The sequence below is a fragment of the Streptomyces sp. NPDC006368 genome, assembly GCF_040612535.1.
Lineage (GTDB): Bacteria > Actinomycetota > Actinomycetes > Streptomycetales > Streptomycetaceae > Streptomyces.
This window is the reverse complement of sequence record NZ_JBEXQK010000014.1, coordinates 82,005-103,685: the sequence shown is the minus strand read 5'-3', so window position 1 is coordinate 103,685 and position 21,681 is coordinate 82,005. Positions and strand designations below refer to the sequence as shown.

Genomic DNA, 21,681 nt, shown 5'->3' with positions numbered 1-21,681 from the left:
GTCAATGGTTGTTCGTGTGCGGTTATGTTGCGCTACCGCATCGATCGATGTGTGTGCACGTTCCCACATGGTCGAAATCCCACGCTTCAGGAGAGATTCATGCCGGAGACCACTCCCCAGGGCCTGCACCAGCTCGCCTTCGGTGGGGACTACAACCCCGAGCAGTGGCCGGAAAGTGTCTGGCAGGAGGACGTCCGGCTGATGCGGGAAGCCGGCGTCACCCTGGTGAGCGTCGGGATCTTCTCCTGGGCGCTGCTCGAACCCGAGCCCGGGGCCTATGACTTCGGATGGCTCGACCGGGTCCTCGACCTCCTGCACGAGCACGGCATCCGCGTCGACCTCGGTACGCCCACGGTGGTCCCGCCCGCGTGGTTCTACCGGGCCCACCCCGAGGCGCTGCCGGTCAGCCGCGAGGGCACGCGGTACGCGTTCGGCTCACGCGGGGCGATCTGTCACAGCTCCCCCGCCTACCGGGAAGCCGCCGCCCGGATCACCACCGAGCTCGCGGGGCGGTACGCCGCACACCCCGCGCTCGCGATGTGGCACGTCCACAACGAGTACGGCGTGCCGGTCGGCGCCTGCTACTGCGACACCTGTGCCGCCCACTTCCGCCGCTGGCTGGAGGCGCGCTACGGATCCGTCGACGCGGTCAACGAGGCGTGGGGCACCGCGTTCTGGGGCCAGCGCTACACCGCGTACGAGCAGATCGACCCGCCGCGGCTGACGCCCACCGTCGGCAACCCGGCGCAGCAGCTCGACTACCGCCGCTTCGCCGACGCCACGATGCGCGAGAACTTCATCAGCGAGCGGGACACCCTGCACCGGCTCTCGCCCGGCACTCCGGTCACCACCAACTTCATGACCGCGCTCAGCCAGTGCGACTCCGTCGACTACTGGGCCTGGGGCCGCGAGGTCGACCTCGTCACCAACGACCACTATCTGATCACCGACGGCCGGCGCACCCACGTCAACCTCGCCATGGCCGCCGACCTCACCCGCTCCGTCGCGGGCGGCGCGCCCTGGCTGCTCCTCGAACACTCCACCAGCGGCGTCAACTGGCAGCCCCGCAACCCCGCCAAGCGCCCCGGCGAGATGGCCCGCAACTCCCTCGCCCATGTGGCCCGGGGCTCCGAGGGCGCCATGTTCTTCCAGTGGCGCCAGTCCCGGCGCGGCGCCGAGAAGTTCCACTCGGCGATGGTCCCGCACGCCGGTACCGACTCCCGGGTCTGGCGCGAGGTGGTCCGGCTCGGCGCCGACATCGGCTCGCTGGCCGGGCTGCGGGGCACGCGTACCGTCCCGGACGTGGCGATGGTGTGGGACTGGCAGTCCTGGTGGGCGCAGTCCCTGGAGTGGCGGCCCAGCGAGGACCACGACGCCCGCGAGCGCGCGGACAGCTTCTACGAGGCGCTCTACGACCGGCACCTGACCGTCGACTTCGCCCACCCGGAGGCCGACCTGTCGGCCTACCCGCTGGTCGTCGTGCCCGCGCTCTACCTCACCACCGAGGCCGCCGGGGCCAACCTGCGGCGGTACGTCGAGAACGGCGGCACCCTCGTCGTCTCCTACTTCTCCGGGATCGTCGACGAACACGACGCCGTGCACCCCGGCGCCCACCCGGGCGCGCTGCGCGACGTGCTGGGACTGACGGTCGAGGAGTGGTCCCCGCTCGGCGCCGGCGAGACCGTGACACTCACCGGACCGGACGGGCGGACGCTCGGCGCCGACGTGTGGACCGAGTTCGTCGTACCGCGCGGGGCCGAGACCGTGTGGACGTACGCCGACGGCCCGGCCGCCGGCGGCCCCGCCGTCACCCGGCACCGCCTGGGCCGGGGCACCGCCTGGTACGTCTCGTCCCGCCTGGACGCGGCGGCGCTGGACGCGATCCTCGGCGCCGCCTGTGAGGACGGCGGCATCGTGCCCCGCACCGGACTGCCCCGCGACGTCGAGGTGGTCCGCCGCTCCGGCGAGGCCGGCGACCACGTCTTCGTCATCAACCACACCGGGCACGACGCCAAGGTGCCCCTGGCCGGGCCCGGCACCGAACTGCTCTCCGGGGAACGCGCCGCCGGACACCTCACCGTCCCGGCCGGCGCGGTGCGTGTCGTACGGCTCGACGCCTGACCCCCACCGGAACTCCCGGGAGCGGCCGTCGAGCCGCCGGCCGCCCCCGGGCGCACCACACGCGTCACCCTCACCACCGCTCCACCGTCCCGCACCGCCCTCCACCGTCGAAGGGACTTTTGACGATGCACGCACGACCCAGAGGTGCTTTCCGTACGCTGCTCAGAACCGCCGCCCTGCCCGTCCTCGGTGCTCTGCTGATCACCGCCCTGCCGGGGCCGCCGGCCAGTGCCGCGTCCACCCTGACCAACCCCGGCTTCGAAGCGGGCGCTTCGGGCTGGTCCACCTACTCCGCCACCGGCCAGACCTCCGCCTCGTTCACCGAGGCGGGCGGACACAGCGGCAGCACCCGCCTCACCCACTGGTCGTCGTCCGCGTACAAGGTGGAGACGTACCAGTACCTGTCGGGGCTGGCCAACGGCAGCTACACGCTCAGCGCCTGGGTCCGGTCGAGCGGCGGCCAGAACGCCGCGTACCTCGCCCTGCGCAACTGCGGCTCGGCGGAGCAGCGGACCGACCTGCCGCCGACCCCCAACGGGGCGTGGATACGGCTGGTCACCTCGGTGAGGGTGACGGGCGGGCAGTGCACCGTCAGCGTCAACTCCGACGCCGGGGCCGGCAACTGGATCAACGTCGACGATCTCACCTTCACCTCCGGTGCGTCCGGGCTCGGCGTCAAGGGCGTCGACGTCTCCACGCTCAAGAAGAGCGAGGACCGCGGCGGCGTCTACCGCACGGCCGGGGGGGTGGCCGGTGACCCGGTCGCCCTGCTGAAGTCGGCGGGCGCCAACTACGGCCGGCTCAAGGTCTGGGTGGACCCGGCGGACGGCTACAACAACAAGGCGCGCGTGCTGCAGATGGCGCAGCGCATCAAGGGCCAGGGCATGAAGCTGCTGGTCGACTTCCACTACTCCGACATCTGGGCCGACCCGGGCGCCCAGACCAAGCCGGCCGCGTGGGCGTCGCACTCGTACAGCCGGCTCACGACCGACGTGTACGACCACACGTACGACGTGCTGAACGCCCTCAAGGCGCAGGGCACGCCCGCCGACATGGTGCAGATCGGCAACGAGATCAACACCGGTCTGCTCTGGCCCGAGGGGTCCACGGACAACTGGGACCGGACCGCCGGTCTCCTGAAGTCCGGGATCGACGCCGCGAAGGCCGTGTCCTCGTCGACCCGGATCGCGCTGCACCTGGCCCACGGCGGTGACAACGACCTGTACCGCTGGTGGTTCGACAACGCCACCGCGCGCGGCGTGAACTTCGACGTCATCGCCGTGTCGTTCTACGGGTACTGGCACGGGGCGCTCTCCGACCTCCAGGCCAACCTCGACGACGTCTCGGCCCGTTACGGCAAGCAGGTCATGGTCGCGGAGACCGCCTACCCCTTCCGGCTGGACAGCGAGGACAGCCACGAGAACATCATCGACCTCCCGGGGGAGCTGGTCTCCGGCTACCCGGCGAGCGCGGCCGGCCAGGCGGCCTGGCTGCGCGATGTGATGAACGTCGTCGAGGCGGTGCCGAACGGCCGCGGCCTGGGTGTCGTCTACTGGGAGCCGACCTGGACGGCCGTCCCGGGCAACGGCTGGGACCCCACGGACCCCTCCTCCGGCAACGGCTGGGAGAACCAGGCCCTGTTCGACTACAACGACAGGCTGCTCCCGGCCGCGAACTGGCTGAACCACCGCTGAGGCTCGGCCCGCGGAACCGGGGAACCACCGGGTGGGTCCGGGTACGACCCGGGTGGCCGGACCTCCCTCGCCGACGGGCGAGGGGGGTCCGGCTCAACCGCCGTACGTGGCGCGGCGCCGCGTCGGGGCGGGGGGGCTCCGCGGGGACGGGCGTCCGGCCGCGGGCGGGCACACCGCGTCCCGCGTCCGGTCGCCGGCCCCGGAGCTGTCGAAGGGTCTCGATGTCGGCCTGGTCGTCCTCACGAGCTCCTGACGTCGGCCGGGCGGGCCTCGTCCCGGGGCTCGGCGTCCTGCGGGTACCAGCGCAGTTCCACCGTGTTGCCGTCCGGGTCCTTCACGTAGACCGACTGGGCGCTTCCCCGCGCGCCGAAGCGGCTGACCGGGCCCTCCACCACGGTGAACGTGCCCGAGTCGATGACCTCCTGCCAGTCCAGCGGATCCACGACCAGGCAGATGTGGTCCACGTTGGATTCGCCGCGGGGCCGGCCGAAAAGGTCGATGATCATGGTCGGGCTGACCCGCACCGACGGGAAGGGGACCTTGCCGGCCCGCCACTCCTCGACCCGGACGGGCTCCAGGCCGAGGGGTCCGCAGTAGAACTCCAACGACCGCTCGACGTCCTGAACGTTCAGCACGACGTGGTCGAAATCCCTGACCCGCATGGGCCTCCCCCTCCCGCCATCCCGGCCCATCCGGGCCGGGATCGGTTCGCGTCCGCGTCAGCCGTCACGGTCGCCTTCGCGTTCGTATGGTAGGCGTGGTCGGCATACCGGTGGCGCCCGGGCGCCCCGGACGCCGTACTCACCGGTACCCCCGGTTGCCCGCCGACTGGCTTTGTGGCAAATCTGCGACACTTACGGGGTCTTCACATGTCGGGAGTTCGTGCGAGGATTCCGTCCCCGGTCCGTGCGTCGACCGGGTGACAAGGGGATTGACTTCGTGAAGAAATCGACGTTCAGGGCCACGGTCGGTGCCGTGCTGGCGGTCGCCGCCGCGGCCGTCGTACTGCCCACCACCGCGGGCGCCTCGTGGTACGCGCCCGCCGCTCCGTCCGCTCCCGGTACCGTCGACCGCGCCACCACCGAATCCTTCGGGCGGGTCGCGGACGCCGTGCTGACGGAGCGTACGGCGGCCCTGCTGGAGAACCGGCGAACGCGGCGGTCCGCGCCGCCCGCCGACCGCAAGGTGCACCTGTCCTCCGGTCTGTTCCGCGCCGAGGGGGGCGCCTGGTCCTCACTGAGCGACCGCAAGCAACGGCTCCGCGCCCTGGGTGAGGCGTACACCGGCGCCGACACCAAGGTGGCGGTGAACAGCACCAAGGTGCGCGACGGCAAGGCCACGGTCCGGGTCACCGAGACCACCACGCTCACCTACAAGAAGATCCGCGGCGACGAGCCCGGGGCCACCGGCTTCCAGGCGCACCACGAGCTCACCTTCGCCCAGGCACCGGGCGGCAGGTGGGAGCTGACCGGTATACGTTCCACCGACACCGGCCTGCCGGCGGTCAACGCGCCGCTGACCTCGCCGCAGGTGCAGGCGACCACCGACAGCGGGCTGCCCGTGGCCGCCGCCGCCTCCACCAGGCGGCCCGCGCGGAAGCCGGCGGCGAAGCCGGCCACCAGCCCCAACGGCTACAACTACGCGGCGATGGCGGCGTACACGGAGAAGTACTGGCGGAACTACAACCCCGCCTACCCGTCGTACGACAGCGCCGGCGCCGGTGGCGACTGCACCAACTTCGTCAGCCAGGCGCTGAAGGCGGGCGGCTGGAAGCACGCGCCCGGCTCCTGGGACGACTACCGGAAGTGGTGGAGCGACCCCAAGCTGGGCAACACCCTCTCGTGGGTGGGCGTCAACGAGTGGTCCTGGTTCGCGCTGTCCAGCAAGCGGACGACCAACCTCTCCAACGTCTGGGAGCTGGGCGTCGGTGACGTGCTTCAGGTGGACTTCAACCGGGACGGGTCGAAGGACCACACCATGCTCGTCTCCTACCGCGACCGGTGGGGTACGCCGTACCTGACGTACCACTCCAACAACACCTACCGGAAGTCGCTGGCGAGCCTCCTCGCGTCCTACCCGAACGCGAAGTACTACGCCTACCGCACCTGACGGAGGGCGTCCGGCCCGTGGCCGGACGAGCTGATTCCGGGCCCGGCGGTGATCCGCCGGGCCCGGTCCTCTTCTCCGGAGGCGGGATCAGGTGGTGAGGATGCCCGGGTCGGACAGGCCGGGGGCGCCGGTTTCGACGTGGCCGGCGAAGCGGCGGAGGAAGTCGGCCGGGGTGGTGGAGGTGACCGTCACGTCGTACCAGTTGCGGCAGGCGCGCAGGTCGACGGAGTGGGTGACCGTCGCGCCCTTGCGGACGGTGAGGGTCTGGGCCGCGCCGCCGTAGGCGTTGGTGACGGTGAGGCGGGCGTCGGCCGTGCCGGCGTTGGTGAACGTGAGGTCGAGGTTGCCGGTGGCTCCGTTGTGGCGGGCGGTGACTTCGGGGCCCGGGGTCTTGCCGGGGTTGCGGAAGCGGCGCAGGAAGCCGTTCGGGCCGTGGACGGTCAGGTCCGTGACGCCCTTCGAGTACTGCGTGTTCCACGTGTCCGCGATCGACTTGCCCGCCTCGGTCGTGTACGTCCAGGGGGCGTCCGTGCGGTTACCGGAGGTGACGTGGAACTGCGCGCCGGCCGCCGGTCCGCCGCTGAAGGTGAGGCGGTACTTGCCGGCTCCGGTGTCGGCCGCGCCGTCGACGTACGGCGCGTACCTGAGCGGGCGGGTGGGCTTGCTGCCCGGTTCCTGCCGGGGCATCGTGCCGACGGTCGGGGCGGTGGGCCGGTAATCGGGGTGGCGCTCGCGGTCCGGGGGGTAGTAGCCGGCGGTCGGCGGCAGCTCGGCCGGCGCGGTCTGCGTGCGCGCGAAGTCGAAGGCGGAGGTGAGGTCACCGCAGACGGCACGCCGCCAGGGCGAGATGTTGGGCTCCCGCACCCCGAAGCGGCGCTCCATGAAGCGGATGATCGAGGTGTGGTCGAAGGTCTCGGAGCAGGTGTAGCCGCCGGTGCTCCACGGTGAGACGACGATCATCGGGACGCGCGGGCCGAGTCCGTACGGCCCGGCGACGTAACCCGTTCTGCCGGTGAAGTAGTCGAGGGCCGTCGGCGTGGTCGACAGCCCCTGGGCGGCTGTGGAGGGCACGTACGGCGGCACGACGTGGTCGAAGAAGCCGTCGTTCTCGTCGTACGTGATGAAGAGCGCCGTGCGGGCCCACACGTCGGGGTTGGAGGTCAGCGCGTCCAGCACCTGCGCGATGTACCAGGCGCCGTAGTTCGACGGCCAGTTGGAGTGCTCGGAGAACGCCTCGGGGGCGGCTATCCAGGAGACCTGGGGCAGCCGCCCGGCCTGGACGTCGGCGCGGAGGTGGTCGAAGAGGCCGTCGCCGTTCTTGGCGTTCGTGCCGGTGCGGGCCTTGTCGTGGAGCGGGGTGCCCGGCTGGGCATTGCGGTAGGAGTTGAAGTAGAGCAGGGAGTTGTCGCCGTAGTTGCCGCGGTAGGCGTCGTCGATCCAGCCCCAGTGGCCGGCGGCGTCCAGACCGTCGCCGATGTCCTGGTAGACCCGCCACGAGATCCCGGCCGCCTCCAGGCGCTCGGGGTACGTGGTCCAGCCGTACCCCGCTTCGGCGTTGTTGAGGACGGGGCCGCCGCCCGTGCCGTCGTTGCCGGTGTACCCGGTCCACATGTAGTAGCGGTTCGGGTCGGTGGAGCCGATGAACGAACAGTGGTAGGCGTCGCAGACGGTGAAGGCGTCGGCGAGCGCGTAGTGGAAGGGGATGTCGTCGCGGGTCAGGTACGCCATGGTGGTGGCCGTCTTCGCCGGGATCCACTGGTCGTACTTGCCCTTGTTGAAGGCCTTCTGGCCGCCCGCCCAGTCGTGGTTGAGCCCCTGGAGGAACTCCATGCCGAGGTCGTCGCTCGGCGGCCTGAACGGCAGGGTCACCTTGTTGCCGGCGTCCGCCTGGTGCCAGACGGACCTGCCGCTGGGCAGGGTGACGGGGCGGGGGTCCCCGAAGCCGCGTACCCCCTTCATCGCGCCGAAGTAGTGGTCGAAGGAACGATTCTCCTGCATCAGCACGACGATGTGCTCGACGTCCTGGAGGGTGCCGGTGGAGCCCTGGGCGGGGATGGTGGCCGCTCGGGCGATGCTGTCCGACAGCATGGTGAGGGCGGTGGCGCCACCGGCGAGCTGCAGGAAGCGGCGGCGGTTGAGTTCTGCCATGGGTGCGTGACCTCCGCGGATGTCAGGGATGGCGAGGGGCGCCCCAAGGAGAGCGTGCCAGGGGTAGCGCCCGGCGGACGTTCCATGACTGCCCGCCGTACGGGGGGCGAACGCCCCGCGTCGGGGCCGTTCCCCAACGGCCACCGAACCGCCCACCGGGCGCCGTTCGCTGGCGGGGGGCAGAAGAGAGCGCTCTCAGGCTTATTGACAGGGTCACGCCAACGACGCTTCACTTTCCGCGGGCGGGCTGGTCCGGACCAACCCGCGCCGCACCGATCGACACCTCCGGCGGCTCCCGCACGGCCGTCATCACCCCTGCCCGGCGGGCAGTCGCCCCTCCCCCGCGAACCGAGGCGAGTCATATGTCCTTACGGATACGCCGGCACACCGTCCGCGGCACCGCCGTGGCCGTCGCGATCCTCACCGCGGCGCTGAGCTGGGCACCCGGCTCCACCGCCGCACCCTCCGCGCCGACCCCATCCACCCCACGAGCCGCAGCCGCCGCACCCGCGGTGGGCGCCCAGGCCGTGACGTTCGAGGACACCTTCGACGGCCCCGCCGGGTCGGCGGTCAACAGCGGCAAGTGGCAGCTCGAAACCGGCGACAACGTTGCCAATCACGAGCGGCAGCACTACACCGCCGGCACCGCCAACGCTGCGCTGAACGGACAGGGCCAGTTGGTCATCACCGCCCGGCGGGAGAACCCGGGCAACCACCAGTGCTGGTACGGACGGTGCGAGTACACCTCCGCCCGTCTCAACACCGCGGGCCGCTTCACGACCACCTACGGCCATGTCGAAGCCCGTATGAAGGTCCCACGCGGCCAGGGTATGTGGCCGGCGTTCTGGATGCTGGGCAACGACATCGGCCAGGTCGGCTGGCCGAACAGCGGTGAGATCGACGTGATGGAGAACGTCGGCTTCGAGCCGGGCACCGTGCACGGCACGCTCCACGGCCCGGGCTACTCCGGCAGCGGCGGCATCGGCGCCGCGTACTCCCTGCCGGGCGGACAGGCCTTCGCCGACGCCTTCCACACCTTCGCCGTCGACTGGTCACCCGACGCGATCACCTGGTCCGTCGACGGCACCGTCTACCAGCGGCGCACGCCCGCCGATCTGGGCGGCCGGTCCTGGGTGTTCAACAAGCCGTTCTTCCTCATCCTCAATCTGGCGGTGGGCGGCTACTGGCCCGGCGACCCCGACGGCTCGACCGTCTTCCCGCAGCAGCTGGTCGTCGACCACGTCCGCGTCACCACGTCCGGCACCCCCGGCACGACGGGCACCCTGCGCGGCCTGGCCGGCAAGTGCCTGGACGTGGCCGGGGCGAACACCGCCAACGGCACGCGCGTACAGCTCCACGGCTGCAACGGATCAGCGGCACAGCGATGGACGGTGGGCGCCGACGGCACCGTACGGGCCCTGGGCAAATGCCTCGACGCAGCGGCCGCCGGCACGGCGGACGGCACCCGTGTCCAGTTGTGGGACTGCAACGGCACGGGCGCGCAGCGGTGGTCGTACAACGCGACGACCAGCGATCTGGTCAACCTGCCGGCGAACAAATGCCTGGACGTCCTGGGCAACAACCCCGCGGACGGGACGCCGACCCAGATCTGGACCTGCTCCGGCGGCGCCAACCAGAAGTGGTCGCTGGGGAGCTGAATCGACCGCCTCGGTCCACCCCTCGGTACGATCCGCTCGAATCCAGCCCTGACGGCCGCCGCCGATCTGCCCGGCCACGGCGCGCGGGGCGCGGGCGCGGGGTTCGGCCGCTCGGGCCGAACCCCGCGCGCATCGGGCGCTCCGGTGCTGCCCCGGTCCTGCGGCCATGAGCCGTCGGCACACCGCCCGGTTCGCGCGACCGGCCACCGCCGCGCCACTCCGCCACCTCGCCGCCCGGGCGGAACTGCGCGCCGGTGACCTCCTGATCCGGAACGGGCTGCTCGCCCACACACGCTCCCCGGTGTGTCGGCGACGACACTGGCCCCGGAACACGCGCACAAGCCGGTGGTGCTCGTGGGGGGCTCCTTCGTCGGTGAACTGCTCGCCGCCTCGCCGCCGCGCCACTCCGCCGCCTCGCCGCCTCGCCGCCTCGCCATCGAGCGGGTGCGGTGGGCAGCGGGCAGCGGGCAGCGGTGTGGCCTTCCTCACGCCCGTGACCCGGCGTCGGCGCGTGCTCGCGTGAGCCGCGTCTCACCCGGGCGGTGCCGCTTGTCTATGCAACGAGTTGCATAGCAGGATCGCGGTATGGCGCTCGAGCACGCGATCCTCGTCTCCCTGCTGGAGAAGCCGGGCTCCGGCTATGAGCTGGCCCGGCGGTTCGAGCGGTCCATCGGCTACTTCTGGACCGCCACCCACCAGCAGATCTACCGCGTCCTCAAGCGCATGGAGGCGGACGGCTGGATCGATGTGCGTGAGGTGGAGCAGAAGACCCGGCCGGACAAGAAGGAGTACTCCGTCTCCGCTCGCGGCCTCGACGCGCTGGCCGTGTGGTTGCAGGAGCCGATCCAGCCGGAGAGCGTCCGGCACGAACTCGCCGTGAAGATCCGGGGTGCCGCCTTCGACGACCCTGCCGCGCTGATCGACGAGGTCGAGCGGCACCAGCGGATGCACAGGGACCGGCTCGCGCACTATCTGGCGGGAGAGCGTCGGGACTTCGGTGCCGGTGACGGCGGATCCGGAGAGCTCGACGCCGGGCGGGAGCTGCAACACGCGGTGCTGCGCGGCGGGATCGCCTACGAGCGGATGATGATCGCCTGGCTCGACGACGTACTCGCCACCCTCCGTCGGCTCCGCCCCGGTCGCTGACACGCGGCCGGAGCGACGCACCAGCCGCCCCGGCGCCGCGACGCACCCCCGCATCCCCACCGTCCTGCGCCCCACCCGTCCCGACCCTCATCCCACTCCTCTCGACGCAAGCCGGAAAGGCGACTCATCCATGGCTGACCCGCTGCTGTTCAACCCGCGCACCTACGACCCGGCGCACTTCGACCCCGAGACGCGCAGGCTGCTGCGCGCCACCGTCGACTGGTTCGAGGACCGCGGCAAGCGCAGGCTGATCGAGGACTACCGCTCCCGCGCCTGGCTGGCGGACTTCCTGGCGTTCTCCGCGAAGGAAGGGTTGTTCGCGACCTTCCTCACCCCGGCCGCCGTGGCCGGCGGGCAGCGGGACAAGCGCTGGGACACGGCCCGTATCGCCGCCCTCAACGAGATCTTCGGCTTCTACGGGCTCGACTACTGGTACGCGTGGCAGGTGACCATCCTCGGACTCGGACCGGTCTGGCAGAGCGACAACGCCGCCGCCCGCGCCCGCGCCGCCGAACTGCTCTCCCAGGGCGAGGTGTTCGCCTTCGGCCTGTCCGAGAAGGCGCACGGCGCCGACATCTACTCCACCGACATGCTCCTGGAGCCTGACGGTGACGGCGGCTTCCGGGCGAGCGGCTCGAAGTACTACATCGGCAACGGCAACGCCGCCGGACTCGTCTCCGTCTTCGGCCGCCGCACCGACATCGAGGGCCCCGACGGTTACGTCTTCTTCGCCGCCGACAGCCGCCACCCGGCGTACCACCTCGTCAAGAACGTCGTCGACTCGTCGAAGTACGTCAGCGAGTTCCGTCTCGACGACTACCCCGTCGGCCCCGATGACATCCTGCACACCGGCCGTGCCGCCTTCGACGCCGCGCTCAACACCGTCAACGTCGGCAAGTTCAACCTCTGCACCGCGTCGATCGGCATCTGCGAACACGCGATGTACGAGGCCGTCACCCACGCGCACAACCGGATCCTCTACGGCCGGCCCGTCACCGCGTTCCCGCACGTGCGGCGCGAGCTGACCGACGCGTACGTCCGCCTCGTCGGGATGAAGCTGTTCAGCGACCGCGCCGTCGACTACTTCCGCTCCGCCGGTCCCGACGACCGCCGTTACCTGCTCTTCAACCCGATGACGAAGATGAAGGTGACCACCGAGGGCGAGAAGGTCATCGACCTGATGTGGGACGTCATCGCCGCCAAGGGCTTCGAGAAGGACAACTACTTCGCCCAGGCGGCCATCGAGATCCGGGGCCTGCCGAAGCTGGAGGGCACGGTCCACGTCAACCTCGCGCTGATCCTCAAGTTCATGCGCAACCACCTGCTGAACCCGGCCGAGTACGCGCCCGTACCGAGCCGTCCCGACGCCGCCGACGACGCGTTCCTCTTCCGGCAGGGGCCTGCCCGCGGTCTGGGTTCCGTTCGCTTCCACGACTGGCGGCCCGCCTTCGACTCGTACGCCCACCTGCCCAACATCGGCCGCTTCCGCGAGCAGGCGGACGCCCTGTGCGACTTCGTCACCACCGCCGCCCCCGACGAGGAGCAGAGCCGTGACCTCGACCTCCTCCTCGCCGTCGGCCAGCTCTTCGCGCTGGTGGTGCACGGTCAGCTGATCCTGGAGCAGGCGCGGCTGACCGGCCTCGACGAGGACGTGCTCGACGAGCTGTTCGCCGTGCTCGTACGCGACTTCTCCGCGCACGCCGTGGAGCTCCACGGCAAGGACTCGGCCACGGAGGCACAGCAGCGCTGGGCCCTGGAGGCGGTCCGGCGCCCGGTCGTCGACGACGCCCGTTCGGCACGCGTCTGGCAGCGCGTCGAGGCCCTCTCCGGCGCCTACGAGATGGCGGAGTAACCAGGAATCGACCGGGCGGGCCGGACGGCCCGTCCGGTCACCCCTCCGGCGAGCCACCGCCGGGTGCGCCCCTGCGGTGGCTCAGTCGGCCCGGCCGCCCGCCTTGGGGTCGAGCGGGGTGAGGACGCCGAGCCGGTCCTCGATCGCCCGGGCCGCGGCCAGGCACAGGTCCTCCCGGAACGCGCGCCCGGCGCATGGCCGACCCCGCCCCGGTCGCGGCCCGCCCTGGCGCGCGGCTCCAGTCCCGGTTCGAGGGGTCCGGCGACGGACGACTTCGGCCGCGCGGTCCCAGCGTGGATCCCGCGCGGTCCCCGGCGTGAATCCGCTGTGTGAACGTGGGGGGACCCGCGCTTCCGGTTGATGACGGCCGCGCCTGCTCTGGGCGCCTGACCTGCGGAGATGTTTCGCCGCAGGTTTGGGGTCACGTGAGGGGACGGCGGGGAATAGATGTCGGCGGCCTCCCGTTGAGCGGTATAGTTTAACGCTCAAGTACCGGGAGAGGGCGAGTACGCCATGCAGTTCGGGATCTTCACCGTCGGCGACGTCACCGCGGACCCGACCACGGGCCGGGCACCGACCGAGCACGAGCGGATCAAGGCGATGATCACCATCGCGCTGAAGGCGGAAGAGGTCGGGCTGGACGTCTTCGCCACCGGTGAGCACCACAACCCGCCGTTCGTGCCCTCCTCCCCCACGACCATGCTGGGCTGGATCGCCGCCCGGACCGAGAGGCTGATCCTGTCGACGTCCACCACGCTGATCACCACCAACGACCCGGTGAAGATCGCGGAGGACTACGCGATGCTCCAGCACCTGGCCGACGGCCGGGTCGACCTGATGATGGGCCGGGGCAACACCGCACCGGTCTACCCCTGGTTCGGCCAGGACATCCGTCAGGGCATCCCCCTCGCCATCGAGAACTACGCCCTCCTGCGCAGGCTCTGGCGCGAGGACGTCATCGACTGGCAGGGCCGCTTCCGCACCCCCCTGCAGGGCTTCACCTCCACCCCGCGCCCCCTGGACGGAACACCGCCGTTCGTCTGGCACGGCTCCATCCGCAGCCCGGAGATCGCCGAGCAGGCCGCGTACTACGGCGACGGCTTCTTCCACAACAACATCTTCTGGCCGATGGAGCACACCCGGAAGATGGTCGAGCTCTACCGCACCCGGTACGCGCACTACGGTCACGGCACCGCCGAGCAGGCCATCGTCGGCCTCGGCGGCCAGGTGTTCATGCGGAAGAACTCCCAGGACGCCGTCCGCGAGTTCCGCCCGTACTTCGACAACGCGCCCGTGTACGGACACGGCCCGTCCCTGGAGGACTTCACCCGCGACACCCCGCTGACCGTGGGCAGCCCGCAGCAGGTCATCGACCGGACGCTGACCTTCCGCGACGCCGTGGGCCACTACCAACGCCAGCTGTTCCTGATGGACCACGCGGGGCTGCCGCTGAAGACCGTCCTGGAACAGCTCGACGTGCTCGGCGAAGAGGTCGTCCCCGTCCTGCGCGAGGAGTTCGCGAAGGGCCGCCCCGCCGATGTGCCGGACGCGCCCACCCACGCCTCGCTCGTCGCACGGCGCGACGCGGAACAGGCGGTCACCGACGGCCTGGCGGCCACGACGCGCACGACCGATACGACCGACACGAACCTTGAGGAGCCGCCCACACGACGCCGCTGAGACTGGCCGTGGTCTCGGCAGGACCGGGCAAGCCGTTCTCGCCCCGGCTGCCCGCCGACCGCCTCGCCGAGGCGCCCCGGCGGCAACCGGCCGACGGCGGGTGCCCCGTCGAAGCCTGGACCGTCGAGGCCTGGACCGTCGAACCGCGCGACCTGGCCACTGGCATCGTCCACAACCTCGTCACCAGGTTCCCGGCCCCGAGCTGCGCGACGCCGTCGACACGGTGACCCGGGCGGACGCGCTGATCGCCGTCACGCCGGTCTCCTCCGCCTCGTACAGCGGGTTGTTGCACGGCACCGGGCCGCGCGCGGGGAAGCACGAGGAGGAGACCGTCGTGCCCTTCGAGCACCAGCTGGCGGCGCTCCGCGTGGGCTGAGCCGTTACCCCCGCGCGGTGCGGCTCGCACACGGGCCGATACGGGGCCGGAGTACGGCGTACGGCCGGCGGCAGGGACCGCGCCGCGCGCGGGTGGATTCGGGACCGCCGCCGGGGTCGCGGGCGATTGGCCCAACCCTTGACCGAACCGGCGGACGTCCCGTCACCTCGCGGTCAGTGACCGCGTCCGATCCACTCCTCCAGATGCGGGGCCTCGGCCCCGATCGTGGTCGTGTCGCCGTGACCGGTGCGCACGACGGTGTCCGGCGGCAGGGTGAGCAGCCGGTCGCGGATCGAGTCGATGATCGTGGGGAAGTCGGAGAACGACCGGCCGGTGGCGCCGGGGCCGCCCGCGAAGAGGGTGTCGCCGGTGAACACGGTGCCGAGGTCCGGGGCGTACAGGCAGACCGCGCCCGGCGCGTGGCCCGGCGTGTGCAGCACGGTGAGGTCGGTGCCCGCGACGGTCAGGGTCTGGCCGTCGCGCAGTTCGCCGTCCGGGTGGTGGTCGGGGTGGGTCCGCTTCCACAGCGGCAGGTCGTCGGCGTGGAGGAGGACGCGGGCGCCGGTGGCCGCGGCGAGCGCGGGGGCGGCGCCGATGTGGTCGTTGTGGGCGTGGGTGCAGACCACGGCCCGCAGGGTGCGGCCGTCGAGCGCGGTCAGGATGGCGTCGGCGTCGTGGGCGGCGTCGATGACGATCGCCTCCGAACCGTCACCCACGATCCAGACGTTGTTGTCGACGTCCCAGGTGCCGCCGTCGAGCGAGAAGGTGCCGGAGGTGACCAGGTGTCCGATGCGGGCCGTCATCAGAAGACCACCACCGAGCGCAGCACATCGCCTTCGTGCATCCGCGCGAACGCCTTCTCGACGTCGCCGAGCCCGATCGTCTCCGTGACGAACGCGCCGAGGTCGATCCGGCCCTGCTGGTGCAGGTCGATGAGCATGGGGAAGTCCCGAGACGGCAGGCAGTCCCCGTACCAGGAGGACTTGAGCGCGCCGCCGCGGCCGAACACGTCGAGGAGCGGGAGTTCCAGCTTCATGTCGGGGGTCGGCACGCCGACGAGGACGACCGTGCCGGCGAGATCGCGGGCGTAGAACGCCTGCCGGTACGTCTCCGGGCGGCCGACGGCCTCGATGACGACGTCCGCGCCGAAGCCGCCGGTGAGGTCGCGGATCGCCTCGACCGGGTCCGCCGTACGGGAGTTGACGGTGTGGGTGGCGCCCATCGTCCGCGCCGTCTCCAGCTTGCGGTCGTCGATGTCGACGGCGATGATCCTCGCCGCGCCCGCCAGCCGTGAGCCGACGATCGCCGCGTCACCGACGCCGCCGCACCCGATGACCGCGACCGAGTCGCCCCGCCCGACCTGCCCGGTGTTGAGGGCGGCGCCGATGCCGGCCATCACGCCGCAGCCCAGCAGGCCCGCGATGGACGGGGCCACGTCCGGGTCGACCTTCGTGCACTGGCCGGCGGCGACGAGGGTCTTCTCGGCGAACGCGCCGATCCCGAGCGCCGGGGACAGCTCGGTGCCATCGGCCAGGGTCATCCGCTGGCGCGCGTTGTGGGTGTCGAAGCAGTACCAGGGCCGTCCCCGCAGACACGCCCGGCAGCGGCCGCACACCGCGCGCCAGTTGAGGATCACGAAGTCACCGGGGGCCACGTCGGTGACGCCGTCGCCCACCGACTCCACGACCCCCGCCGCCTCGTGGCCGAGGAGGAACGGGAAGTCGTCGTTGATCCCGCCCTGCTTGTAGTGCAGGTCGGTGTGGCAGACGCCGCACGCCTGGATCTTCACAACGGCCTCGCCGGGACCGGGGTCGGGGATCGTGATGGTCTCGATCCGTACGGGTTCGTTCCGACCCGGGGCGATGACCCCTTGGACCTGCTGCGTCATAGTCACAATCCTGTCTCGTACGTGGTTGTAGGCAGCTTGCCAGAACACCTGTGCCCGCGACCGCCCGGATCGCGTCGCGCCCGGCGCACCGGCGGGCGCGGGGCGTGGGACGCGGGGTTGGACTCGGCACCGCCGCTCGCCGGGACCGGTCGGTGGGCGGAGTGAACCGTTGGGCGGTTCGGACGATGCCCGGTGTGAACGGGGCGCACCGGGCAACAAGGAAGGGGAGCGCCGGCCGCACGTCCCGGTGGTCCCCGTAGGAAGGAAGTAGTCATGCTCCCGGAGATCTGGTCCTTTCCCGAGACCGCGAACTACGCGCCCGGCCTGGACCTGACCGGTTACAGGGTCGAGGCGACGGACGGTGGCATCGGAAAGGTCGACAGGCATTCCGCCGAGGTAGGCTGCTGTCACCTGGTCGTGGACACCGGGCCGTGGATCCTCGGCAAGCAGGTCGTGATCCCCGCCGGCATCGTCACCTCCGTGGACAGGGCGACGGAGACCGTCTTCGTCAGCCGCACCAAGGAGCAGATCAAGAACGCCCCGGAATTCGTGCCCGACGAAGCCGACACGGAGGGACACCACCGCATGAAGCTCGCGGACTACTACCTGGCGTTCTTCCGCTAGACACCTCGTTAGGCGACGTAACAACGCAGGAGGTTCCATGTCCGGACTGCTGACCCGTCTCAAGCAATTCGGCCGCAGCCCGCAGGGACAGCGGGCGGCGGCGTCGGCGCGACGCGCTGCCGCCGACCCGCGCAAGCGGGCCCAGGCTCAGCGTCTCTTCGGCAAGCTGCGGGGACGCCGCTGACAGCGTGCTCCCACCGACTCCTGCGGGCCCGGCCAACGCCGGGCCCGCAGGCGTTTTCGCAGTTGGGAGGCGTGTCACCGCCATGAGGGACGGGCATCCGCCGACCCGTCGGCACGGGGCCGCCCTCTCCTGCCGCGGGCCGGCCCGAGCCGTCGTGCGCTGGGCCGTCCCGGTGACGGTTGCTCCGGCGGGGCCGGGCACCGGGCAGGGATAAGCGCGACCGCACCGCTGCCGGGGGCCGAAGGACGTGGCGTGCGCGGAACCGAGACCGAAGGGGTCGCGCATGCCGAGGACGCCGACGACGGCAGTGGTGGGCACCGTGCCGGGCGGGGTGCGCCCGTGAGGACGGTGCCGGGGCCTGCGGCCCATGTCGTGGTGGTCGGTGCGGGGCTCTCCGGCCTCGCCGCCGCCCTGCATCTGCTGGGTGCCGGACGCCGGGTGACCGTCGTCGAGCGGGACGGCGGCCCCGGGGGCCGTGCCGGGCGGCTGGAGCTCGGCGGGTACCGGATCGACACCGGCCCGACGGTGCTGACCATGCCGGAGCTGGCGGACGAGGCGTTCGCCGCCGTCGGTGACAGCCTGCACGCGCGCGTGCCGCTGATCCCGCTGCACCCGGCCTACCGGGCCCGTTTCGCGGACGGCTCGTCCCTGGACGTCCACACGGACGGCGACGCCATGGAGGCGGAGGTGCGGCGGTTCGCGGGCGCGGCCGAGGCCGAGGGGTACCGCAGGCTCCGCGTCTGGCTCCGGGAGCTCCACCGGGCCCAGATGCGCCGCTTCATCGACAGCAATTTCGACTCCCCCTTCCAGCTCCTCCATCCGGACCTGGCCCGGCTGGCGTCCCTCGGCGGCTTCGGGCGGCTGGACGCGCGGATCGGGCGGTTCCTCACCGACCCGCGCCTGCGCCGGGTGTTCTGCTTCCAGGCGCTGTACGCGGGAGTCGCCCCGGCGCGGGCCCTCGCGGCGTACGCGGTCATCGCCTACATGGACACCGTCGCGGGCGTGTACTTCCCGCGCGGCGGCATGCACGCGCTGCCCCGGGCGATGGCGGACGCGGCCGGTGCGGCGGGCGCCCGGTTCCACTGGTCGGCCGCGGTGACGGAGCTGGAGCGCTCCGCCGGGCGGGTGACGGCCGTGCGCCTCTCCACCGGTGAACGGGTCGCCTGTGACGCGGTGGTCCTCACCCCCGACCTTCCCGTCGCCCACCGTCTGCTGGGGCGCGCGCCCCGGCGCCCGATCCCCCTGCGCCACTCCCCCTCCGCGGTGATCCTGCACGCCGGCACGGACCGCACGTGGCCGGAGCTCGCCCACCACACGCTGTCCTTCGGCGCCGCCTGGGAGCGCACCTTCGACGAGCTGACCCGCACCGGCCGGCTGATGAGCGACCCGTCCCTGCTGATCACCCGGCCGACCGCGCACGACCCGGGGCTCGCCCCGGAGGGCAGGCACCTGCACTACGTCCTCGCTCCGTGCCCGAACACCACCACGGGCCCGCCGGCCGGCGCGTGGCACGCCCTCGGCCCCCGCTACCGCGACAGCCTGGTGGCCGAGCTCGAACGCCGGGGACTGGAGGGGTTCGCCGACTCGGTCGAACACGAGCTCCTGGTCACGCCCGGGGACTGGACGGCGCAGGGCCACGGGGCGGGCACACCGTTCTCCGTCGCCCACACGTTCACACAGACCGGTCCCTTCCGGCCACGGAACCTGGTGCGCGGCGTCGACAACGTCGTGCTCGCCGGGTGCGGGACCACACCCGGGGTCGGCGTCCCCACCGTCCTGCTCAGCGGCAAGCTGGCCGCCGCCCGGATCACCGGCGGCGACCGCCCGGCGCGTCGCGCCCGTCACGTGCCGTACGGCGTGTCCCGCCTGCCGTCTCCCGTCCCCGAAAGGCAGCCCCGATGACCCGTCGTGAGCTGGACGCCGCCGGTGTCACCGACCCGGACCTCCGCGCCGCCTACACCCGGTGCCGGCGGCTCAACGGCCGCCACGGCAGGACGTACTTCCTCGCCACCCGCCTGCTGCCGCCCGAGCGCCGGTGCGCCGTGCACGCGCTGTACGGCTTCGCCCGCTGGGCCGACGACATCGTCGACGACCTCGACCGGCGGCGGACCCCCGAGGAGCGCGACCGGCTCCTGCGGCAGCTGGAGAACGACCTCGCGCACGGGCTGCGCGGGGGCGGGGCCCGGGCCCGGCTCGACGAGCCCGTGGTGCGGGCGGTGGCGGACACCGCCGAGCGGTACGGCATCGACCCCGGCCTGTTCGCCGACTTCATGGCCTCCATGCGCAGCGATCTGAGCGTCACGGACTACCCGACGTACGCCGATCTGCGGGGGTACATGCACGGCTCGGCCGCGGTCATCGGGTTGCAGATGCTGCCCGTGCTCGGCACGGTCGTGCCACGCGAGCAGGCGGAGCCGCACGCGGCGGCCCTCGGCGTGGCGTTCCAGCTCACCAATTTCCTGCGGGACGTCGGCGAGGACCTGGACCGGGGCCGGGTGTACCTGCCGGCGGACCTGCTCGCCGCCCACGGTGTGGACCGCCGGCTGCTGGAGTGGAGCCGCCGCACCGGGCGGGGCGACCCGCGGATCCGCGCCGCCTTCGCCGCCGCCGAGGCCCTGACCCGTGAGGTGTACCGGGAGGCGGAAGCGGGCATCGCGATGCTCGACCCGCGGGTGCGGCCGTGCGTCCGTACCGCGTTCACGCTGTACGGCGGCATCCTCGACGTGATCCGGGACAGGGACTACGCCGTGCTGCACCACCGTTGCGTGGTGCCGCTCCGGCGGCGGGCGGTGACGGCCGCCGCCGGGCTCGGGCAGCTCCTCGGCGCCCGCGTGCGTGCCGGGACGGGGGGCGCGGCCGCGTCACCTCGCACGCCCGCCCGTCAGGAGGGACGCGTCCGATGAGAGAGCCGGCTCGGAGTCCTGCCTGGCGCGCGCCGCTGCGGGTGCGCCGTTTCCCCCGGTGGGGTGAACAGGCACCCACCTGGCGGGAGGCGAAGCCGTCGCTGATCGCGAACGCCCTCAGCCGGGCGGCGGCACGGCCCTCGGGCAACTGGTTCGTCGTCGGTGCCTCTCGCGACGTGGGCGCCGGGGGCCGCCCGTACGGCAGGACCGTGGGAGGCGTGGAGGTCGTGCTGTGGCGGACGGAGAGCGGTGAGGTGCGGGCCGGTCCGGGTGCCTGTCCGCACCTCGGGGCTCCGCTGCGGGAGGGCCGGGTGGTGTGCGGAACGCTGGTGTGCCGCTGGCACGGACTGGCGCTCGCGGGCGGCCCGTTCGCCGGCTGGGAGCCGTATCCGGTGCATGACGACGGGGTGCTGGTGTGGGTGCGTCTGGACGCGGTGGGGGGTGAGACGCCGCTGGACCGTCCGGTGCTCCCGGTGCGGCCGGACCGCGGTTCCTCGGTGGACGCGGTGTTCAGCGCGGTCGGGCGGTGCGAGCCGGAGGACGTGATCGCCAACCGGCTCGACCCGTGGCACGGCTCCTGGTTCCATCCGTACGCGTTCACCGGTCTGCGCGTGGTGGACACCCCGCGCGGCGACGGGCAGGACGCGTTCACCGTCGACGTCTCGTTCCGGGTGGCGGGCCGGCTGGTGGTGCCGGTTCGTGCGGAGTTCACCGCGCCCGGGCCCCGCACGGTCGTCATGCGCATCGCCGAGGGCGAGGGAGCGACGTCCGTGGTGGAGACGCACGCCACTCCCCTGACCCCGCCGGGCGCCGCGAGTCCGCGTACGGCCGTCGTCGAGGCCGTCGTGGCGGTCTCCGGCCGGCGCGGCTTCGCGCTGGCGCGTGCTGCCGCGCCGGCGCTGCGCCCGCTGATGCGCCGCGCGGCCGGCCGGCTGTGGCGCGACGACCTCGCCTACGCGGAACGGCGCTGGGCGCTGCGCGGTACGGGGCGCTTCCCCGGTTGAGGACGGCGCCGGCCCACACCGGCCGACACCGCCCGGCTGCGGTTCGGCACGCCGTGCCCGGGGGTTCCTCCGGCTACGCGCTCAGCCGCCGGCGCCGACTCCACCGCCGCCGGTTCCTCCCTCGGGTCCGCCATCCGGGGCCGGTACGTCCAGTCGTCCCGGCCGCAGCGGGCGCGCACGTCGTCGTGCCGGCGTGCGGCGGCGGTCCGCAGCGGCTCGACGGCCTCCGTGAGGCGGCCCAGCCGGTGCGGGAGGAGTCCGTCGTACCCGGCGGCCTTCCGTCCCGTACGCGGA

Annotated in this window: 18 protein-coding genes; 14 read left to right on the top strand and 4 right to left on the bottom strand. The window is 72.3% G+C overall.

What is annotated here, in order from left to right; translation table 11 throughout:
- Positions 1-99: 99 nt before the first annotated feature.
- Both ABZZ38_RS13890 and ABZZ38_RS13885 read left to right on the top strand, forming a co-directional pair.
- Positions 100-2,121 (top strand): beta-galactosidase, encoded by a 2,022-nt coding sequence (locus ABZZ38_RS13890; RefSeq protein WP_356739131.1) that lies wholly within the window; start codon positions 100-102, stop codon positions 2,119-2,121.
- Positions 2,122-2,246: 125 nt separating this feature from the next.
- The gene (locus ABZZ38_RS13885) at positions 2,247-3,815 is read left to right on the top strand and encodes an arabinogalactan endo-1,4-beta-galactosidase (protein ID WP_356739129.1); all 1,569 of its coding nucleotides are present in this window, start codon (positions 2,247-2,249) and stop codon (positions 3,813-3,815) included.
- 239 nt (positions 3,816-4,054) lie between these two features.
- On the opposite strand, the gene ABZZ38_RS13880 is transcribed toward ABZZ38_RS13885, so the two are convergent.
- The gene (locus tag ABZZ38_RS13880; protein WP_356739127.1) at positions 4,055-4,477 is read right to left on the bottom strand and encodes a VOC family protein; all 423 of its coding nucleotides are present in this window, start codon (positions 4,475-4,477) and stop codon (positions 4,055-4,057) included.
- A gap of 277 nt (positions 4,478-4,754) precedes the next feature.
- On the opposite strand from ABZZ38_RS13880, the gene ABZZ38_RS13875 reads away from it, so the two are divergent.
- Positions 4,755-5,924 (top strand): amidase domain-containing protein, encoded by a 1,170-nt coding sequence (locus tag ABZZ38_RS13875; RefSeq protein WP_356739125.1) that lies wholly within the window; start codon positions 4,755-4,757, stop codon positions 5,922-5,924.
- Between the two features lie 87 nt (positions 5,925-6,011).
- Here the strand turns inward: ABZZ38_RS13875 and ABZZ38_RS13870 are convergent, their stop codons facing one another.
- Positions 6,012-8,072 (bottom strand): phosphocholine-specific phospholipase C, encoded by a 2,061-nt coding sequence (locus ABZZ38_RS13870; protein WP_356739123.1) that lies wholly within the window; start codon positions 8,070-8,072, stop codon positions 6,012-6,014.
- Positions 8,073-8,434: 362 nt separating this feature from the next.
- Here ABZZ38_RS13870 and ABZZ38_RS13865 point away from each other — a divergent pair, with 362 nt between their 5' ends.
- The 6 genes from ABZZ38_RS13865 (at position 8,435) to ABZZ38_RS13840 (ending at position 14,784) form a co-directional block, all read left to right on the top strand.
- Complete coding sequence (locus tag ABZZ38_RS13865) at positions 8,435-9,730, top strand: family 16 glycosylhydrolase (protein ID WP_356739121.1); 1,296 nt, start codon at positions 8,435-8,437, stop codon at positions 9,728-9,730.
- Positions 9,731-10,315: 585 nt separating this feature from the next.
- Entirely contained in the window at positions 10,316-10,876 is a 561-nt protein-coding gene (locus ABZZ38_RS13860) for a PadR family transcriptional regulator (protein WP_356739119.1), read from the top strand.
- A gap of 130 nt (positions 10,877-11,006) precedes the next feature.
- Complete coding sequence (locus ABZZ38_RS13855; RefSeq protein ID WP_356739117.1) at positions 11,007-12,728, top strand: acyl-CoA dehydrogenase family protein; 1,722 nt, start codon at positions 11,007-11,009, stop codon at positions 12,726-12,728.
- Positions 12,729-13,241: 513 nt separating this feature from the next.
- The gene (locus ABZZ38_RS13850; protein WP_356739115.1) at positions 13,242-14,408 is read left to right on the top strand and encodes an LLM class flavin-dependent oxidoreductase; all 1,167 of its coding nucleotides are present in this window, start codon (positions 13,242-13,244) and stop codon (positions 14,406-14,408) included.
- A gap of 8 nt (positions 14,409-14,416) precedes the next feature.
- The gene (locus ABZZ38_RS13845) at positions 14,417-14,635 is read left to right on the top strand and encodes a hypothetical protein (RefSeq protein ID WP_356739113.1); all 219 of its coding nucleotides are present in this window, start codon (positions 14,417-14,419) and stop codon (positions 14,633-14,635) included.
- Complete coding sequence (locus ABZZ38_RS13840; protein ID WP_356739111.1) at positions 14,632-14,784, top strand: hypothetical protein; 153 nt, start codon at positions 14,632-14,634, stop codon at positions 14,782-14,784. Before ABZZ38_RS13845 ends, ABZZ38_RS13840 begins: the two co-directional genes overlap by 4 nt.
- Positions 14,785-14,957: 173 nt before the next feature.
- On the opposite strand, the gene ABZZ38_RS13835 is transcribed toward ABZZ38_RS13840, so the two are convergent.
- Together ABZZ38_RS13835 and ABZZ38_RS13830 are read right to left on the bottom strand one after the other, a co-directional pair.
- The gene (locus tag ABZZ38_RS13835) at positions 14,958-15,587 is read right to left on the bottom strand and encodes an MBL fold metallo-hydrolase (RefSeq protein ID WP_356739109.1); all 630 of its coding nucleotides are present in this window, start codon (positions 15,585-15,587) and stop codon (positions 14,958-14,960) included.
- Positions 15,587-16,672, bottom strand: a complete 1,086-nt coding sequence (locus ABZZ38_RS13830; RefSeq protein ID WP_356739108.1) for an S-(hydroxymethyl)mycothiol dehydrogenase — start codon at positions 16,670-16,672, stop codon at positions 15,587-15,589. Before ABZZ38_RS13830 ends, ABZZ38_RS13835 begins: the two co-directional genes overlap by 1 nt.
- A gap of 273 nt (positions 16,673-16,945) precedes the next feature.
- Between ABZZ38_RS13830 and ABZZ38_RS13825 the strand changes: the two genes are divergently transcribed.
- From ABZZ38_RS13825 to ABZZ38_RS13805, 5 genes are all read left to right on the top strand, one after another.
- Positions 16,946-17,296, top strand: a complete 351-nt coding sequence (locus tag ABZZ38_RS13825; RefSeq protein ID WP_356739105.1) for a PRC-barrel domain containing protein — start codon at positions 16,946-16,948, stop codon at positions 17,294-17,296.
- 37 nt (positions 17,297-17,333) lie between these two features.
- Positions 17,334-17,480, top strand: a complete 147-nt coding sequence (locus ABZZ38_RS13820; protein ID WP_356739103.1) for a hypothetical protein — start codon at positions 17,334-17,336, stop codon at positions 17,478-17,480.
- Between the two features lie 339 nt (positions 17,481-17,819).
- Positions 17,820-19,382 carry a phytoene desaturase family protein gene (gene crtI, locus ABZZ38_RS13815; RefSeq protein WP_356739198.1) on the top strand — a complete coding sequence of 521 codons (1,563 nt, stop codon included), beginning with the start codon at positions 17,820-17,822 and terminating at the stop codon, positions 19,380-19,382.
- Positions 19,379-20,383 carry a phytoene/squalene synthase family protein gene (locus ABZZ38_RS13810; protein ID WP_356739101.1) on the top strand — a complete coding sequence of 335 codons (1,005 nt, stop codon included), beginning with the start codon at positions 19,379-19,381 and terminating at the stop codon, positions 20,381-20,383. The genes crtI and ABZZ38_RS13810 overlap by 4 nt, the downstream gene beginning before the upstream one ends.
- Positions 20,380-21,387, top strand: coding sequence for a DUF5914 domain-containing protein (locus ABZZ38_RS13805; protein ID WP_356739099.1), 1,008 nt, complete (start codon positions 20,380-20,382; stop codon positions 21,385-21,387). The genes ABZZ38_RS13810 and ABZZ38_RS13805 overlap by 4 nt, the downstream gene beginning before the upstream one ends.
- The last annotated feature ends 294 nt before the right edge of the window (positions 21,388-21,681 follow it).

Excerpts from the sequence above, each read along its gene's own strand:
- ABZZ38_RS13860 (WP_356739119.1), top strand. The coding sequence starts at position 10,316 with ATGGCGCTCGAGCACGCGATCCTCGTCTCCCTGCTGGAGAAGCCGGGC.
- ABZZ38_RS13850 (WP_356739115.1), top strand. The coding sequence starts at position 13,242 with ATGCAGTTCGGGATCTTCACCGTCGGCGACGTCACCGCGGACCCGACC.
- ABZZ38_RS13835 (WP_356739109.1), bottom strand. The coding sequence starts at position 15,587 with ATGACGGCCCGCATCGGACACCTGGTCACCTCCGGCACCTTCTCGCTC.
- ABZZ38_RS13885 (WP_356739129.1), top strand. The coding sequence starts at position 2,247 with ATGCACGCACGACCCAGAGGTGCTTTCCGTACGCTGCTCAGAACCGCC.
- ABZZ38_RS13805 (WP_356739099.1), top strand. The coding sequence starts at position 20,380 with ATGAGAGAGCCGGCTCGGAGTCCTGCCTGGCGCGCGCCGCTGCGGGTG.
- ABZZ38_RS13880 (WP_356739127.1), bottom strand. The coding sequence starts at position 4,477 with ATGCGGGTCAGGGATTTCGACCACGTCGTGCTGAACGTTCAGGACGTC.
- ABZZ38_RS13825 (WP_356739105.1), top strand. The coding sequence starts at position 16,946 with ATGCTCCCGGAGATCTGGTCCTTTCCCGAGACCGCGAACTACGCGCCC.
- ABZZ38_RS13870 (WP_356739123.1), bottom strand. The coding sequence starts at position 8,072 with ATGGCAGAACTCAACCGCCGCCGCTTCCTGCAGCTCGCCGGTGGCGCC.
- ABZZ38_RS13810 (WP_356739101.1), top strand. The coding sequence starts at position 19,379 with ATGACCCGTCGTGAGCTGGACGCCGCCGGTGTCACCGACCCGGACCTC.
- ABZZ38_RS13865 (WP_356739121.1), top strand. The coding sequence starts at position 8,435 with ATGTCCTTACGGATACGCCGGCACACCGTCCGCGGCACCGCCGTGGCC.
- ABZZ38_RS13820 (WP_356739103.1), top strand. The coding sequence starts at position 17,334 with ATGTCCGGACTGCTGACCCGTCTCAAGCAATTCGGCCGCAGCCCGCAG.
- ABZZ38_RS13855 (WP_356739117.1), top strand. The coding sequence starts at position 11,007 with ATGGCTGACCCGCTGCTGTTCAACCCGCGCACCTACGACCCGGCGCAC.
- ABZZ38_RS13890 (WP_356739131.1), top strand. The coding sequence starts at position 100 with ATGCCGGAGACCACTCCCCAGGGCCTGCACCAGCTCGCCTTCGGTGGG.
- ABZZ38_RS13830 (WP_356739108.1), bottom strand. The coding sequence starts at position 16,672 with ATGACGCAGCAGGTCCAAGGGGTCATCGCCCCGGGTCGGAACGAACCC.